Source organism: Streptomyces sp. NBC_00876 (assembly GCF_045207435.1).
In the GTDB taxonomy this organism is placed as follows: Bacteria; Actinomycetota; Actinomycetes; order Streptomycetales; family Streptomycetaceae; genus Streptomyces.
This window is the reverse complement of the sequence record NZ_CP108800.1, coordinates 5592745-5608553: the sequence shown is the minus strand read 5'-3', so window position 1 is coordinate 5608553 and position 15809 is coordinate 5592745. Positions and strand designations below refer to the sequence as shown.

The following is a 15809-nucleotide window of genomic DNA, read 5'->3' as shown; positions in this document are numbered from 1 at the left end:
GTACCTGCGTCCGGCTAGCCGAGCCGCTTGACCGCGGCCGCCACGCGCTCGTCGGTGGCCGTGAACGCCACCCGCACGAAGCGGTCGCCCGCCGGGCCGTAGAAGTCGCCGGGCGCCACCAGGATGCCCAGCTCCGCCAGGTACGCCACGGTGTCCCAGCAGGGCTCGTCGCGGGTCGCCCACAGGTAGAGGCTCGCCTCGCTGTGCTCGATCCGGAAGCCGTGGGCCTCCAGGGCCGTGCGCAGGGCGGCGCGCCGGTCCGCGTACCGGGCGCGCTGCTCGGCCACGTGCGCGTCGTCGCCCAGCGCCGCGACCGTCGCTGCCTGGACGGGCGCGGGCGTCATCATGCCGCCGTGCTTGCGGATCAGCAGCAGCTCGCTCAGCACGGCCGCGTCGCCCGCGATGAACGCGGCGCGGTAGCCGGCCAGGTTGGAGCGCTTGGAGAGCGAGTGGACGGCGACGATGCCCTCGTACGTACCGCCGCAGACGTCCGGGTGGAGCACGGAGACCGGTTCGGCCTCCCAGCCCAGCTCCAGGTAGCACTCGTCGCTGAAGACCAGCACATCGTGCTCGCGCGCCCAGGCGACGATCCGGGTGAGCTCGTCCTTGGGCAGGACCCGGCCGGTCGGGTTGGACGGCGAGTTGAGCCAGAGCAGCTTCAGTCCGGCCGGGTCGAGCTCGGTCGGGTCGTCGTACGCGACGGGCTCGGCCCCGCAGAGCCGGGCGCCGACCTCGTACGTCGGGTAGGCGAGCCGCGGGTAGGCGACCTTGTCGCCGGCGCCGAGGCCGAGCTGGGTCGGCAGCCAGGCCACCAGTTCCTTGGAGCCGACGACGGGCAGCACGTTCTCGTGCGTCACCGCCACCGCGCCCAGACGCCGCTCCACCCAGCCGGTGAGAGCGTCGCGCAGTGCGGCGGTCCCCCACACCGTCGGATAGCCGGGGCTGTCCGCGGCGGCGACGAGCGCCTGCTGGATCAGCTCGGGCACCGGGTCGACGGGCGTGCCGACGGACAGGTCCACGATGCCGTCCGGGTGGCTCTCGGCCGTCGACTTGTAGGGCGCGAGCCTGTCCCAGGGGAAGACCGGGAGGCGGGAGGAGACTGCGGACACGGATCTCTGCTTTCTCGTACGGGGTTCACGCGGGCGGCACGGCAGGGGCGGCCGGGAAAACACCTCGGTCCCGCACGGTGACGAGCCGTACGGGACCGGGGCGACGCACGTGCCGGAACGCTGCTACTGGTTCTGCGGCGGCAGCGCGGCGATGAACGCGTGGTCGCGCTCGATCAGGCCCAGCTTGGAGGCACCACCCGGCGACCCGAGGTCGTCGAAGAACTCGACGTTCGCCTTGTAGTAGTCCTTCCACTCCTCCGGGGTGTCGTCCTCGTAGAAGATCGCCTCGACCGGGCACACCGGCTCGCAGGCTCCACAGTCGACGCACTCGTCCGGGTGGATGTACAAGGACCGCTGGCCCTCATAGATACAGTCGACGGGGCACTCTTCGATGCAGGCCTTGTCCTTTACGTCGACACAAGGCTGCGCGATGACGTAGGTCACGCTGTCGTTCCTCCTCGGTAGGGCGTTGGCTCTCGCGCGGGAGCGCGGCGTCGTCGATGCCCGCCCCTAGTATCTCCGTTCCGGGGCACGATCCGAACAGGAGGGGCGGACAGAGCTGTGGAATTCACCATCGGCGGACGACTCGAGGTCCGAATTGCACCGGCTGACGTGGGTAAACGGGTATCGGTCCGGCGCCTGACCGAGAACGGCTCCCGGGGTCCGAAGTTCACCGACACGGTCGGTGTTCTCACATCGTGGAACAATGGTGTGCTCTCGGTCACACCGAAGAGCGGTGACTCCGTCCGTATCGCTGAATCGTCCCTGGTGGCGGGCAAGGTCGTGCCGTCCGCACCGGCCCGCCGGCGCGGTCCTTCCGCTTCCTTCCCCGAACTCGCCCCGGTGTACGCCCGCGCCTGGCAGCCGTTGGAGAGCGAACCGCTGGGCGACTGGCTGCTGCGCGCCGCCGGCGGTTTCACCCGGCGCGCCAACTCCGTGCTGCCGCTCGGCGATCCGGGCATGCCGCTCGACGAGGCGCTCGAGCGGGTCAGGCACTGGTACGCGGACCGGGAGCTGCCCGCGTACATCCAGACCGCGACCGGCGGCGAGGGCACCCAGGAGGAGCTGTGCGCCGCCCTGGAGGGCCACGGCTGGCGGCGTGAGGTGACGGCGGAGGTACGGATCGCGGCGCTGGCCCCGGTCGGTGACCTGGCGGCGGAGGTGTCCCGGGTGCGGCTGAGCCGCACGGTGGACGATGCCTGGCTCGCCCGCTACCAGCGCTTCGTGACGCCGGGCCCGCAGGTGGCCGCGGTGCTCGGCAGCGGGCCCTCGGTATGGTTCGCGACCGTGCCGGGCGACCAGGGGGACGAGGCGCCCGCCGCGATCGGGCGGTGTGTGGTGGACGGGCGGTGGGCCGGCTTCATGGCCGTCGAGGTGGCTCCGGAACACCGCAGGAAGGGGCTCGCCACCACGGTGATGACCGCGCTGGCCCGGCAGGCCATGGACGAGGGCGCGTCGGCCGCGTGGCTCCAGGTGGAGGCGGACAACGACGGCGCGCGGGCGCTGTACGACGGGATGGGCTTCGCGACGCACCACCTGTACCACCACTTCCGGGCAGCGTAGCGCGGTGGCTGCCGGGGAGCGGGACACGGACGGGGTCCGACGCCGGTTCGCCGAAGAGGTGCGGGCCGAACGGCCGGACCTGGCGCTGCTCTGTCTGCTCCTGGGCGCGGAGGCGGACCCGTCACTGGACGCGAACGGCGTGGACGCGGCTCAGATCGAACTGGACCGGCTCGCGGGCCTGCTGCCGTTCGGACTGCGCGGTGGCCGTGCGTGGGCCTCGGCGCTGGCCGAACTGCTCGGTGAGCGGTGCGGGTTCGAGGGCACGTCGGCGGAGTACCAGCGTCTGGACTCCTCTCTGCTGCACGAGGTGCTGCGGCGGCGGCGCGGGCTGCCGATCCTGTTGTCGGTGGTGTGGATCGAGGTGGCGCGGCGGGCGGGCGCCCCGGTGTACGGGGTGGCGCTGCCCGGCCACTTCGTGGTGGGTTTCGGCGACCCGGCGGAGCGGGTGCTGGCCGATCCGTTCGCCGGTGGCCGGCCGCTGACGGACCAGGACGCGGAGCTGCTGGTGACGGGCGCGACCGGGGAGCCGCTGGAGGCTTCGATGCTGGTGCCGGCCAGGCCGCTGGAGATCGTGCTGCGGATCCTGAACAACATCCGGGCGTGGGCGGCGGCCCGCCCGGAGCGCACGGACGTGGCGCTGTGGGCGGTGGAGCTCTCCCTGCTCCTGCCCGCGCACCCCGCCCGGCTGCGCTACGAGCGGGCCCAGCTGCTGGTGCAGAGCGGGGAGTTCCTGCGCGGGGCGGCTGAGATGGAGGAGTACGCGCAGGTGGTCGAGGAGGTCGAGCCGACTGCCGCGGAGGCGGTGCGCCGGTGGGCGCGGGCGGCCAGGGCGCTGCTGAACTGACGGGGCGCCGGCGACGGGGACGGCCATGCCGGGCCCCTTCCGGCGACCGCCCGTCGCACCGTGTGCGGCACACGCTCGTGCCGGGCCCCTTCCGGCGACCGCCCGTCGCACTGTGTGCGGCACACGCTCACGCCTCGTCTCCGCCGGCACCCGCCCGTCGCACCGTGTGCAGCAGGTACTCCTTCCGGTTGAGCGGGTCGTGGTCCGTGCGGGAGCGCCGGGGGACGGTGCCGGTGACGGGGCGGTGGGAGTCGAAGGCGGTTTCCAGCACTCCTTCGCCCCGGGTCAGCCCCGGGATCCGCTGCTGGAGTTCGTGCACCCGGGCCGCCGGGACCTCGCCCTCGAGTACGCAGTGCGCCGCGTCGACGGACGGGGTGCGCGGGACGGCGTGCAGGTGGGCCAGGAGCGCGAGCAGCGGCCCGAGCGTGTCCGCGGGAAGCTCCAGCCGGAAGCGGTGCATCGGCTCGTACACCGTGGTGCCGGCCCGCTGGAGCGCCGCCATCAGGACCAGTGGGGTCAGATTGCGGAAGTCACCGGCCGTGCTCGACATGGATTTGTCGAAGACGGCGTGCGAATGGCTCTGGCGCGGCCAGTAGCCGGAATGCGTCAGCGTGACCGTGCAATCGGTGACGTGCCATCCGTACAGGCCCTGTCCGAGCGTTTCGACGACGGTTTCCTCGACCGCCCGCATGAGGGAGTACGGCATGGAGCCGAGTTCCACTTCCAGCCGGTACCGCAATCCGCTGCCGATCGGGGCGGGGTCGACGCGCAGTCCGACCGTCGCGAGGAACGGATTGTCGTCCTTGTCGATGATCTCGAATGCGGCGCCGGTTCCGCTCGGCCTTTCCAGGCAGATGGTCGTGGTCCCGCGGAAACTGACGTCGATTCCGAATTCGTCCGCGAGTGTCGCCTGGATGACTTCCTTCTGCACTTCTCCGTAGAGCGAGACGGAGATTTCCTTGCGGATGTCATCCTGGCGCAGATTGATCAGCGGATCCTGCTCGGCGAGCCGGGCCAGTGCGAAATGCAGTTCACCCCTGGTCGCGGGTGGTACCGGCACCACGACGGATTCCAGGGTCGGCGGGGCGAAATGGCGTCCGGTCGTGGCCGTGCCGATATCACCGACCGCATCGCCGATCCTGATGTCGCCGAGCCCCCGGAGTTTCGCGATCCGCCCCGGTCCGACCGAGGCGGCAGCGGTGTCCGTACCGTCCGCGAAGACGCTGATCCCGGTCACCTTTCCCTCGGCGACGGCACCGCCGCCGGGCCCGAACGGCAGCCGCTCGCGGGTGCGTACGGTCCCCGAGAACATGCGGACCCAGGCGGTCTTCTCGCCCGCCGGGCCGCGTTCGACCTTGAAGACGGTGCCGGAGACCGGCCCGTCCGCCGCGCTCCCGGCGGCGGGCAGCAGCTCCTTGATCCCGTCGATCAGCGCGGCGGTCCCCTCGCCCGTGACGGCCGAGCCGAAGTAGACGGGGTGCACCAGCGCCCGCCCGGTCTGCGCCGCCAGCTCCGCGCGGAGCCGGGCGGGTGCGAGCGCCTGGCCGCCTCCCTCGACGTACGCAGCGAGCAGGGCGTCGTCGTGCTCGGTGAGCAGGTCCGTCAGCCGGCCGGTGAGCCGGGGGTCGTCGGCGGCGTACGGCGCAAAGCGCGCGTCGCGGGTGCCGAGGCCGCTGACGGCGGGTCCCATCGCGACCGCGTTCGGGGTCAGCCTCTCCGCGATCTCGCGCAGCACCGGTCCGTACCGGGCTCCGGCACGGTCCGTCTTGTTCACGAAGACGAGGGTGGGAATGCGCAGCCGCTGCAGGGTGCGCATCAGCACGCGGGTCTGCGCCTGTACGCCCTCCACGGCGGAGACGACCAGGACCGCGCCGTCGAGCACGCTCAGCACCCGTTCCACCTCGGCGATGAAATCCGGGTGGCCGGGGGTGTCGATCAGATTGACGGTGACGTCGTCGACGGCGAACGAGACGACCGCGGACTTGATCGTGATACCGCGCTGCCGCTCGAGCGCGAGGGAATCGGTCTGCGTATTCCCGTCGTCGACGCGGCCGATCTCGTCGATGATTCCGGCGGTGTGGAGCAGCCGCTCCGTCAGGCTCGTCTTACCGGCGTCGACGTGCGCCAGAATGCCAAGATTCAGCGTGTGCACAGAACTCCATGTTCTCAGCGGTGGGGTCAATTCCCGTCTGAACGAACATGCGAGATCGGCGCATCGATATCTCCTGGTCCTGTCGGCTGGTGCGGCGAGTACAGCAGCGGGACGGCCGGCGCCGCAACCGGTTTACCGGTACGCGGATACCGCTGCGACCCCCGGTGAGGCACCGTCAGCGAACGGGGGATACGGCACCTCCCAAACCTCCGCTCGGCGCGCCGTGCCGTCCAACGGGTGATTATCCGTTCCCCGCCACTCGATGAGCCCATGCCGTAGCTCCAATGCGGTGCTCCCCGATGGCGCGCTCCGGAGTTCGGGCTGACGGTGGATCACGTAGCCACTGCGCCACTTTGAGTAGACATTCCGTCACTCTTCGCAGTCGCGACGAAAGGAAATGTGTTCAGATGCGCTCTGCCCGCACACTGTTCGCTTCGGCCGCCGTCACGGCGGTCCTCACCATCACCGCTCCCTCCGCCTACGCCATGACTGTGGCCGGCGACTGGGAGAACGACAGCGGTTCGTCCTCCAGCAGCGACGAGCACGGAAAGTCCGACGACGGCGGCTGGACGAAGGACAAGCCCAACGGTGGTGTCCACACCGGCGGCGGCGCCCTGGCCAAGACCGTGGCCGGGGACGACGAGCACGGCAAGTCGGACGACGAGGGCTGGAAGAAGGACAAGCCCAGCGGTGGCATGCACACCGGCGGCGGCGCGCTGTCGATGACGGTCGCCAAGGAGTGGCAGCCCGGCAACGACGAAGAGGGCGGCAGCTCCGACCGGAACAAGGAGAAGCCCAGCGGCGGCGTCCACACCGGTGGCGGCGCGCTGTCGATGACCGTGGCCAAGGAGTGGCAGCCCGGCAACGACGAAGAGGGCGGAAAGTACGAGGACGAGGGCAAGCCGAACGGTGGCATGCACACCGGTGGCGGCGCCATGTCGCTGACGGTCGCCAAGGAGTGGCAGCCGAGCAGCGACGAGGGCGGCAAGACCGAGAAGGGCGAGAAGGGCGAGAAGAGCGAGAAGTCGTCCGAGAAGTCGCAGAAGAGCGACTCGAGCGGCTACCAGAAGTCCGAGGACGAGGGCTGGAAGAAGGACAAGCCCAGCGGTGGCATGCACACCGGCGGCGGCGCGATGGCCATGACCGGCAGCGGTCTGGCGGCCGGTTCGCTGCTGCTGCTCGGTGGTGTCGGTGTCGGCGCGTACAAGCTGCGCCGCCGCCAGGCGACCGGTGGCGCGATGGCCTGACCCGGCCCCGCCGCAAGCCGGTCGCTTCGCTGTCGCGGCCGCCGTCCCTCCGGACGGCGGCCGCGGCGCCTTCGTTTTCCCCCGCTCCCCCGCCCCGCGCTCTTCGCCCGCCCTCCTCGCACCGCCCTCCTCGCACCGCCCGTACAAAGGAAAGGCACGTTCCCATGGCCGCCCCGCAGTCGCCCGGTTCCTCCTCCTCCCGGACTGCTTCCGACACCGTCACGCTCGGCCGCGCCCTGCTCTGGCCCGCCGCAGCGGCCGGTCTCGGCATGCTGCTCATCTACAACTCCATCGGTTCCCCGGCCGACGACAAACCCCCCGCCCCACCCGCGGCCGCCGCACCCGCCGCCCCGGCCCCCGCCTCCTCACCAGCAGCCGTCGTACCGAAGCAGGCCGCCCCCAGCCCCTCCCTCTCCCCCGCCCTGCCCCGTTCCCTGCCGACCCGGCTGAAGATCCCGGCCATCGTGGTGGACGCGCCCTTCACCCCGCTGTCGATCGGCGCATCCGGCCGCCTCGACGCCCCGCCGCCGAACGACAGGAACCTGGTGGGCTGGTTCAAGGACGGTGTGACGCCCGGTGAACGCGGGGCGGCGATCGTGGCGGGTCATGTCGACACCATGACCGGCCCGGCGGTCTTCCTGCAGCTGCGGTTCCTGCGGCCCGGCTCGACGGTCGACATCACGCGGGCGGATGGCACGGTGGCCTCGTTCAAGGTCGATTCCGTCGAGAAGTTCAGCAAGGCGAAATTCCCCGACAAGCGGGTCTACGCCGACACCCCGGACGCCCAGCTGCGCCTGATCACCTGCGGCGGCACCTACAACAAGAAGGCCAAGGACTACGAGGACAACGTGGTCGTGTTCGCCCACCTCGACTCGGCCAGGAAGGGCTGAGAGGTCCCGCGGAAAACCCCGTGCGGACGGCCGCGGGCCTTGCTACCGTCGCCCGCATGAAGCGTGCCGCCGCCATGACGACGACGCCGGAGAGTGTCCCGGCGCGCTGACTGCTGACCAGTCCGAAGCCCCGGGGCGAGTGCCCCGGGGCTTCTGCTTGCGGTCACTCGCCCTTAGTAGCGAGGAGACCGCCATGCACGACCACCGCAAGCTCGGCCGCGAGCTGGAGCTGTTCGACACCGACCCGCTGATCGGCGCGGGGCTTCCCTACTGGCTGCCGGACGGGGCGGCGCTGCGGCACACCCTGGAGGAGTACATCCGCACCGCCGAGCGCCTGGCCGGCTACCGGCACGTGTACTCGCCGGTGCTCGGCAAGCGGGAGCTGTACGAGATCTCGGGGCACTGGTCGCACTACAGCGACGACATGTTCCCGCCGATGGATCTCGGCGGCGAGCAGGTCGTACTGCGGCCGAGTCTGTGTCCGCACCATGCGGTCATCTACCGCTCCCGTTCGCACAGTTACCGCGAACTCCCGCTGCGGATGGCCGAGCTGGGCGGCATGTACCGCTCCGAGCTCTCCGGGGTGCTCGGCGGGCTGACCCGGGTGCGGGCCATCCAGCTGAACGACGCCCACATCTTCTGCACCCTGGACCAGGTCGCCGGGGAGGCGCGGGCCGCCCTGGACATGATCCGCCGGGCGTACGAGGCGCTCGGAATCCGGCCGGCCCGCTTCCGGCTCTCCCTCCCCGGGCCCGGCGGCAAGTACGTCGCGGCCCCGGAGATGTGGCAGCGCTCAACCGCGCTGCTGACCGGGGTCCTGGAGGAGTCCGGGCTGGCGTACGAGGCCGCGAAGGGCGAGGCCGCGTTCTACGGTCCGAAGATCGATGTCCAGGTCGCCGACGCGGCGGGCCGTGAGTCGACCCTGTCGACCGTCCAGGTCGACTTCCACCAGCCCGAGCAGTTCGATCTGCACTACATCGGTGCGGACGGGGCGAAACACCGGCCGGTCATGGTGCACCGCAGCATCATCGGCAGTGTGGAGCGGGCCGTCGCCCATCTCATCGAGCAGCACGGCGGGGCGTTCCCCGCCTGGCTCTCCCCGGTCCAGTTGGTGATCCTGCCGGTCTCGGACGCCGAGTCGGAGAACGCGCGGGCGCTCGCGGCGCGTTGCGCCGCGCTCGGGCTGCGCGCGGAGGTCAGCGGCCGGGAGCGCGGGAGCCTGGGAGCCCGCATCCGGGAGGCCCGGCTGGTGCCGTACCAGGCGGTCATCGGGGCGGCGGAGGCCGCCGACGGCCTGGTGGCGCTGCGGCTGCGCGACGGCCGGCGGATCGACCCGCTGCCGGCCGCGCAGTTGCTGGAACGGATCGGCGCGCTGGTCGCGGCGCACGGCACCGAGCTGTGGGACAGCCTCTAGTTCAGTACGGGCTCGGCCTCCGCGCCGGCGCGGCGGCCGAGCTGTGGGACAGCGTCTCATTCAGTACGGGCTCGGCCTCCGCATCGGCGCGCTGGCCGGTGTCCAGGGCACCGGCCAGCGTGGCCGCCACGATCAGCAGGGCGAGGACGACGGTCATCGTGAGCCGGAGCCCTACGTGGTCGGCGAGGAAGCCGAGCGCGGGCGGGCCGACGAGGAAGGCGAAGTAGCCCGCAGTGGAGACGGCACCGACCCGTGCCGCCGCGTCGCGCGGATGGTCGCCCGCCGCAGAAACGGTGACGGGGAAGCCGAGTGAGGCGCCCAGCCCCCACAGGACCGTGGCGGCGCCCGCCATCAGGGGGCTGGGCGAGACGATCACCACCAGCAGCCCCAGGGCGGCGGTCACGGCGCTGATCCGGACGACCAGGACCCGGCCGAAGCGTTCAAGGACGGGTCCGCCGGCGAACCGGCCGAGGGTCATCGAGGAGGCGAAGACCAGGAAGGTGAGCGACCCGGCCGTGGCGCTGACGTGGTAGCCGTCCACCATGAGCAGCGGCAGCCAGTCGTTGGCGGCCCCTTCCGCGAAGGCCATGGCCAGGACGATCACCCCGATGAGGACGAGGCGCCGGTCCCGCCACACCGTCAACTGGCCCCGCCACCCGCCAGGTCCGGAGGTGCCCGCCGCCTCCTTGCCCGTGCCGTGCGGGATCGCGCGGACGGCCCGCACCCCGGCAGCGGCGATGAGGGCCGCGACGGCGGCCAGATGCCATCCGACGGGGAACGCGGCCGCGGTCAGCGCCATGCCCAGCAGCGCCCCGATGACGGTGCCCAGGCTGAAACAGCCGTGCAGCACCGGCAGGACGGGCCGCCCGATGACGCTCTCGACGGCCGCGCCCTCGATGTTGAAGGCGACCTCGGCCAGCCCCATCCCACCGCCGAACAGGGCCAGTCCACCGAAGACCCCGCCCGCCAGCGACAGGCTCGTGCCGGCGGCGATGACCAGCAGGCCGGCAACGATCAGCGCCGCTCCCACGCTGATGGCCGCCCGGCCCCCGTAGCGGCGCACGAGCGGGCCGGAGGACATGACACCGGCCATCGAGCCGGTGGACAGCCCGAACAGCACCAGCCCCATGGAGCCGGTGGACACATCGAGTCCGTCCCTCACCGCCGGGGTACGTGCCACCCACGAGGCCACTCCGGTGCCGGCGGCGAGCATGAAGAGGAACAGGGCGGCACGCCAGCGGCGCGTAGCGGCATCCATGGCAGCGGGGCCTCAGCAGACTGATCGGAGAGCGGAACACATCGAAGAGAGCGGAACAACAAGAGCGTACGATCGTACACCTAGAGTGTACGCTCGTACCCATGACGGACCACTTCGCGGGAGACCCGCGTACGAACCATGAACGGATGCTCGCCGGGGACCTCTACATCGCCGACGATCCCGACATCGTGGAGGCCCAGCGGCGCGCCGTGCGGCTGGCCGCCCGCTACCTGGCCGCCTACACCGAGGACCCGGACGCGGCACAGCCCGTCGTCGCCGAACTCCTCGGCGGTGTGGGTGCCGGTGCGCACATCCGGCCGCCGCTGTACGTCGACTACGGCACGTACATCACGGTCGGCGAGGACACGTTCATCAACTACAACCTCACCGCCCTGGACGTCGCCCCGATCACCATCGGCCGCGACTGCCAGATCGGGCCGAACGTCCAGCTGCTCACCCCCACCCACCCGGTGGAGCCGGAGCCGCGCCGGGACAAGCTGGAGGCGGCCAAGCCGATCACGATCGGCGACAATGTCTGGCTCGGCGGCGGGGCGATCGTGCTGGCCGGTGTGACCATCGGGGACAACAGCGTCATCGGCGCGGGAGCCGTCGTCACCAAGGACGTCCCCGCCAATGTGGTCGCCGTGGGCAATCCGGCCCGGGTGATCCGCTCGATCCAGAAGAGGGAAGCACCGTGGCGACCGGACAGAACGACCCCGAGCGGCGGGAGCGCATCATCACCGCCGCGCTCGACCTGATCGCACAGGAGGGGGTCGCCGGGACCTCGCACCGCAAGGTCGCCGCCCTCGCCGGTGTACCGCTCGGCTCGATGACGTACCACTTCGGCGGCATGGACGAGCTGCTGCGGGAGGCGTTCACGCGCTTCTCCAGCAGCATCGTCGCCGTCTTCGAGGAGCGTCTCGGCGCCGCGACCACGCCCGACGAGGCGCGGGAGGCGGTCGCCGATCTGGTCCACCACCTGTCCGGGGGCAACCAGCGCGAACTGGTCCTCACCCACGAGCTGTACACCCTCGCGGCCCGCAAGCCCGCCTACCGCGAGCTGACCCGGGAGTGGATGCGCCGCAGCCGCGTCGCCCTGGAGTGGCACTTCGACCCGGCGACGGCCCGGCAGCTGGACGCGCTGATCGAGGGTCTGTCCATCCACCGCGCCCTGGAGACCGAACCGCACGACCGTGCCCTGACCGTCGAGGCGATCGCCCGCATCACACAGGCCGGCGGCGCGCGTTCCTGATCCACCCCCAAACCCCCTGGCCGGCGCCCCACCTGACCAAGGCGCCGGCCAGGGAACAGGGGATCAGGATTCGGCGGAAGTCGCACGGGGGGCGGTGAACATCATCTTCTGAACCCAAGCGCACCCCGAACTGAGCGCAGACCGGGTCAATTGCCATTCCGATGGCGTTAATTGTTGCGAACATCGAGATCTATTGAGGCTCCTGTTGCACACCTCTTGACGTTTCCCGGGTGACAGCGGAACCATCAACTCCCGTCGGAGAGCGCTCTCTTGGCGCTCACCGAGAGCTCGTCGTGTCACCCGTACCACGACTCAGGAGACGTACGTCTATGCATGTTCCCCCCACGGAAACCCTCACAACTCCCCCCACGGGAACCCCCACCGCGTCGCGTCGCCGGCGCCGGACCCGCTCGTTCGGGTTCGCCGCGTTCGCCGTTTCGCTGCTCATGGCCGTCCCCACGGCGCAGACCGCCTTCGGTCAGGACGCGCAGGCCATCGAGGGCGGCGGCGATCTCGGCCCGAACGTCCTGGTCTTCGACCCGTCGACGCCGAATATCCAGGCCAAGGTCGACGAGATCTTCAAGCAGCAGGAGTCGGCGCAGTTCGGTACCGGCCGCTACGCGTTGATGTTCAAGCCGGGCACGTACAGCAACATCAACGCGCAGATCGGCTTCTACACCTCGATCGCCGGTCTCGGGCTCAAGCCCGACGACACCACGTTCAACGGTGATGTGACCGTCGACGCCGGCTGGTTCAACGGGAACGCCACGCAGAACTTCTGGCGTTCGGCGGAGAACCTCGCGCTCAACCCGGTCAGCGGCACGGACCGCTGGGCCGTCTCGCAGGCCGCACCCTTCCGCCGGATGCACGTCAAGGGCGGGCTCAACCTCGCACCCAACGGCTACGGCTGGGCGAGCGGCGGGTACATCGCCGACAGCAAGATCGACGGCCAGGTCGCACCGTACTCGCAGCAGCAGTGGTACACCCGCGACAGCACCATCGGCAGCTGGGGCAACGGCGTCTGGAACATGACGTTCTCCGGCGTCGAGGGCGCACCCGCCCAGAGCTTCCCCAACCCCCCGTACACCACGCTGGAGAACACCCCGGTCTCCCGCGAGAAGCCGTTCCTCTACCTCGACGGCAACGACTACAAGGTGTTCGTCCCCGCCAAGCGCACCAACGCACGCGGCGTCTCCTGGAACGGCACACCGCAGGGCGAATCCATCCCGCTGGACCAGTTCTACGTGGTCAAGCCCGGCGCCTCCGCCGCCACCATCAACGCGGCCGTCCAGCAGGGCCTGCACCTGCTGTTCACACCCGGCATCTACCACGTCGACCAGACCATCAACATCGACCGCGCCAACACCGTCGTCCTCGGTCTGGGCCTGGCCACGATCATCCCGGACAACGGCGTCACCGCCATCAACGTCGGCGACGTGGACGGCGTGAAACTCGCCGGCCTGCTCGTCGACGCCGGTCCGCAGAACTCCCAGGTGCTGGTCCAGGTCGGCCCCGACGGCGCATCGGCCGACCACTCGGCGAACCCCACCACCGTCCAGGACGTGTTCGTCCGCGTCGGCGGCGCGGGAGCCGGCAAGGCCACCACCGCCATGGTGATCAACAACGACGACACGATCGTCGACCACACCTGGCTGTGGCGCGCCGACCACGGCGACGGCGTCGGCTGGGAGACCAACCGCTCCGACTACGGCCTCCAGGTCAACGGCGACGACGTCCTGGCCACCGGGCTGTTCGTCGAACACTTCAACAAGTACGACGTCCGCTGGTCCGGCGAAAGGGGCAAGACGATCTTCTTCCAGAACGAGAAGTCGTACGACGCCCCCAACCAGGCAGCCGTCCAGAACGGTGACACCAAGGGATACGCGGCCTACAAGGTCGACGACTCCGTCACCACCCACGAAGGCTGGGGCCTGGGCAGCTACTGCTACTACAACGTCGACCCGACCATCCGCCAGGACCACGGCTTCGAGGCCCCCGTAAAGCCCGGCGTGAAGTTCCACGACCTGCTCGTCGTCTCACTCGGCGGCCAGGGCCAGTACGAACACGTCATCAACAACACCGGAACACCCACCTCCGGCACCACCACCGTCCCGTCCAACGTGGTGTCCTTCCCGTAGGAATGTGAACCATGCCGGAGTCCGGTCGCCGCAGCGCGTCCGGTCTCCGCTCCCCGCGAAGCAGTGCGCCCCGTCATTCCCTGGCGGGGCGCACTGCTGTCAGGCCCGGCCGCATGGGCGATTCACTGATCCCTACGGTTCCCCGCGAACACCGCCACCGCGCCCGCCAGCAGTGCCCAGAGAACGTAGACCGTCCACGCTCCGCCGGTCGTCCACGGGAAGAGTTCGTTGGAGCGCTGCATCTCCGTGCTCGTCAGGCGCTCCCACGCGCTGAACGGCAGGGTGTGCTGGAGCACCGCCGTCAAGTGGCGGCGGTCGCTCAGCACCATGGGGAGCAGGAGCAGCACCACGACGCAGCCGACTATGGAGCCCCCGGTGTGGCGGATCACCGTGCCGATCGCCAGACCGGCCAGCGCGGCCAGCGGCGCGAGGAGTGCGGAGGCCACGACGAGGCGCAGGGCCCCGGGGTGATCGAGGGGGACCGAGGCGTTCCGGCCGGAGAGGATTGCCTGGGTCGATGCGAACGAGACCCCGGCGACCAGTGCGCCGAAGACGGTGGTGACCGCTGCGAGCACGAGCACCTTGGCCGCCATCACCGAGCGCCGGGCCGGGACGGCGGTGAACGTGGTGCGGATCAGCCCGGTGCCGTACTCACCGGTGACCGATACGGCGCCGATCGCGGCGACGGCCAGGACCAGCACCATGGCGGAGTTCGTGGTGAAGGCGTCGACGAGCGGGATGCCGAGGGTGACGAAGTCGCTCCGGCCGGACGCGTCGTACTGGTACCAGTACTTGTAGTGGTCATAGGCCGTACCCACGTTGAACGCTATGACGGCCAGCGCGGTGAGCGCGTACATCCAGGGTGTCGAGCGCAGCGACCACGTCTTCAGCCACTCGGCGGCCAGCAGGTCTCCGAAGCGGGCGCGGGGTTCGTCCCGCGTCACGCGGCCGGCGGGTGCGGTCGGGGCGGTGGCCGTGGTCATCGGGGATCTCCTGCGGGGTATTCGACGCTGTCTGCGGTCAGTTCCATGAACGCCTCCTCCAACGAGGCGCCGAGCGTGGTCAGTTCGTGGAGCAGGACGCGGTGGCGGAGGGCGAGCTCACCGATCCGGACGGCGGGCAGACCGGTGACCGTGAGCCGGTCGCCGTCGGGGACGACCGAGGCTCCCTCCGCGGTGAGGAGCGGGGTGAGGGCGCCGGCGTCGGGGGTGCCCACGGTCACGCTCAGCCGGGTACTGCGCGCGGCGAACGCGGTCAGGCTCTCGGCGGCGATGAGCTCGCCGCGGCCGATGACGACGAGCCGGTCGGCGGTGTTCTCCATCTCCGTCATCAGGTGGCTGGAGACGAACACCGTGCGGCCCTCGGCGGCGAGGCGGCGGAACAGCCCGCGCACCCACAGCACCCCTTCCGGGTCGAGGCCGTTGAGCGGTTCGTCGAAGAGCAGCACCGGTGGGTCGCCGAGCAGCGCGGTGGCGATCCCTAGGCGCTGGCGCATGCCGAGCGAGAAGCCGCCTATGCGGCGGCGGGCCGCTGCGGCGAGGCCCACTTCCTGGAGGAGTTCGTCGACCCGGGCACGCGGGATGCTGTTGCTGCGGGCCAGCATGGCGAGGTGGGCGCGGGCAGTGCGGCCGCCGTGGACATCGCCCGCGTCGAGGAGGGCCCCGACGTGGCGCAATCCGCGTGCGTGGTCGCGGAACGGCCGGCCCTGGAGGGTGGCCGTTCCGGCGGTGGGTTCGACCAGCCCCAGAAGCATGCGCAGGGTGGTGGTCTTGCCGGCCCCGTTGGGTCCGAGGAAGCCGGTGACCTCGCCCGGCCGTACGGTGAAGGTGAGGTCCTTGACGGCGGTGGCGGTGCCGTATCGCTTGGTGAGTCCGTTGACTTCGATCACGGTTCCAACGGTGCCTTCCGCCACCGCCGTTCGTCGTCGGACCACCGCTGACAT

At 70.7% G+C, this 15809-nt stretch carries 14 protein-coding genes; 8 read left to right on the top strand and 6 right to left on the bottom strand.

Going from position 1 to position 15809, the window contains the following annotated elements; translation table 11 throughout:
• Positions 1-14 precede the first annotated feature (14 nt).
• Positions 15-1109, bottom strand: coding sequence for a succinyldiaminopimelate transaminase (dapC, locus tag OG782_RS24780; protein WP_406454461.1), 1095 nt, complete (start codon positions 1107-1109; stop codon positions 15-17).
• A gap of 123 nt (positions 1110-1232) precedes the next feature.
• Positions 1233-1553 (bottom strand): ferredoxin, encoded by a 321-nt coding sequence (gene fdxA / locus OG782_RS24775; protein WP_018956287.1) that lies wholly within the window; start codon positions 1551-1553, stop codon positions 1233-1235.
• A 117-nt stretch (positions 1554-1670) separates the two neighbouring features.
• On the opposite strand from fdxA, the gene OG782_RS24770 reads away from it, so the two are divergent.
• Entirely contained in the window at positions 1671-2672 is a 1002-nt protein-coding gene (locus OG782_RS24770; RefSeq protein ID WP_406454459.1) for a GNAT family N-acetyltransferase, read from the top strand.
• Positions 2673-2676: 4 nt separating this feature from the next.
• The gene (locus tag OG782_RS24765) at positions 2677-3516 is read left to right on the top strand and encodes a transglutaminase-like domain-containing protein (protein WP_406454457.1); all 840 of its coding nucleotides are present in this window, start codon (positions 2677-2679) and stop codon (positions 3514-3516) included.
• A gap of 127 nt (positions 3517-3643) precedes the next feature.
• Here OG782_RS24765 and OG782_RS24760 read toward each other — a convergent pair whose 3' ends face one another.
• Entirely contained in the window at positions 3644-5668 is a 2025-nt protein-coding gene (locus OG782_RS24760; protein WP_406454455.1) for a GTP-binding protein, read from the bottom strand.
• Positions 5669-6075: 407 nt separating this feature from the next.
• Here OG782_RS24760 and OG782_RS24755 point away from each other — a divergent pair, with 407 nt between their 5' ends.
• From OG782_RS24755 to thrS, 3 genes are all read left to right on the top strand, one after another.
• On the top strand, positions 6076-6915 hold the full coding sequence (locus OG782_RS24755) for a hypothetical protein (protein ID WP_406454454.1): 840 nt from the start codon (positions 6076-6078) through the stop codon (positions 6913-6915).
• A gap of 164 nt (positions 6916-7079) precedes the next feature.
• Positions 7080-7805 carry a class F sortase gene (locus tag OG782_RS24750; RefSeq protein ID WP_406454452.1) on the top strand — a complete coding sequence of 242 codons (726 nt, stop codon included), beginning with the start codon at positions 7080-7082 and terminating at the stop codon, positions 7803-7805.
• A gap of 157 nt (positions 7806-7962) precedes the next feature.
• Positions 7963-9219 carry a threonine--tRNA ligase gene (gene thrS / locus OG782_RS24745; protein ID WP_406454450.1) on the top strand — a complete coding sequence of 419 codons (1257 nt, stop codon included), beginning with the start codon at positions 7963-7965 and terminating at the stop codon, positions 9217-9219.
• Between the two features lies 1 nt (position 9220).
• Here thrS and OG782_RS24740 read toward each other — a convergent pair whose 3' ends face one another.
• Complete coding sequence (locus tag OG782_RS24740) at positions 9221-10477, bottom strand: MFS transporter (RefSeq protein ID WP_406454448.1); 1257 nt, start codon at positions 10475-10477, stop codon at positions 9221-9223.
• 101 nt (positions 10478-10578) lie between these two features.
• Here OG782_RS24740 and OG782_RS24735 point away from each other — a divergent pair, with 101 nt between their 5' ends.
• The 3 genes from OG782_RS24735 to OG782_RS24725 all read left to right on the top strand — a co-directional run bounded on the left by OG782_RS24735 (position 10579) and on the right by OG782_RS24725 (position 13867).
• Positions 10579-11235 (top strand): sugar O-acetyltransferase, encoded by a 657-nt coding sequence (locus tag OG782_RS24735; RefSeq protein WP_406454446.1) that lies wholly within the window; start codon positions 10579-10581, stop codon positions 11233-11235.
• Positions 11172-11729, top strand: a complete 558-nt coding sequence (locus OG782_RS24730; protein WP_406454444.1) for a TetR/AcrR family transcriptional regulator — start codon at positions 11172-11174, stop codon at positions 11727-11729. Before OG782_RS24735 ends, OG782_RS24730 begins: the two co-directional genes overlap by 64 nt.
• A gap of 329 nt (positions 11730-12058) precedes the next feature.
• The gene (locus tag OG782_RS24725; RefSeq protein ID WP_406454442.1) at positions 12059-13867 is read left to right on the top strand and encodes a coagulation factor 5/8 type domain-containing protein; all 1809 of its coding nucleotides are present in this window, start codon (positions 12059-12061) and stop codon (positions 13865-13867) included.
• A gap of 122 nt (positions 13868-13989) precedes the next feature.
• On the opposite strand, the gene OG782_RS24720 is transcribed toward OG782_RS24725, so the two are convergent.
• Together OG782_RS24720 and OG782_RS24715 are read right to left on the bottom strand one after the other, a co-directional pair.
• Positions 13990-14850, bottom strand: a complete 861-nt coding sequence (locus OG782_RS24720; RefSeq protein ID WP_406454440.1) for an ABC transporter permease — start codon at positions 14848-14850, stop codon at positions 13990-13992.
• Positions 14847-15755, bottom strand: a complete 909-nt coding sequence (locus OG782_RS24715; protein ID WP_406454438.1) for an ABC transporter ATP-binding protein — start codon at positions 15753-15755, stop codon at positions 14847-14849. The genes OG782_RS24720 and OG782_RS24715 overlap by 4 nt, the downstream gene beginning before the upstream one ends.
• Positions 15756-15809: the final 54 nt, after the last annotated feature.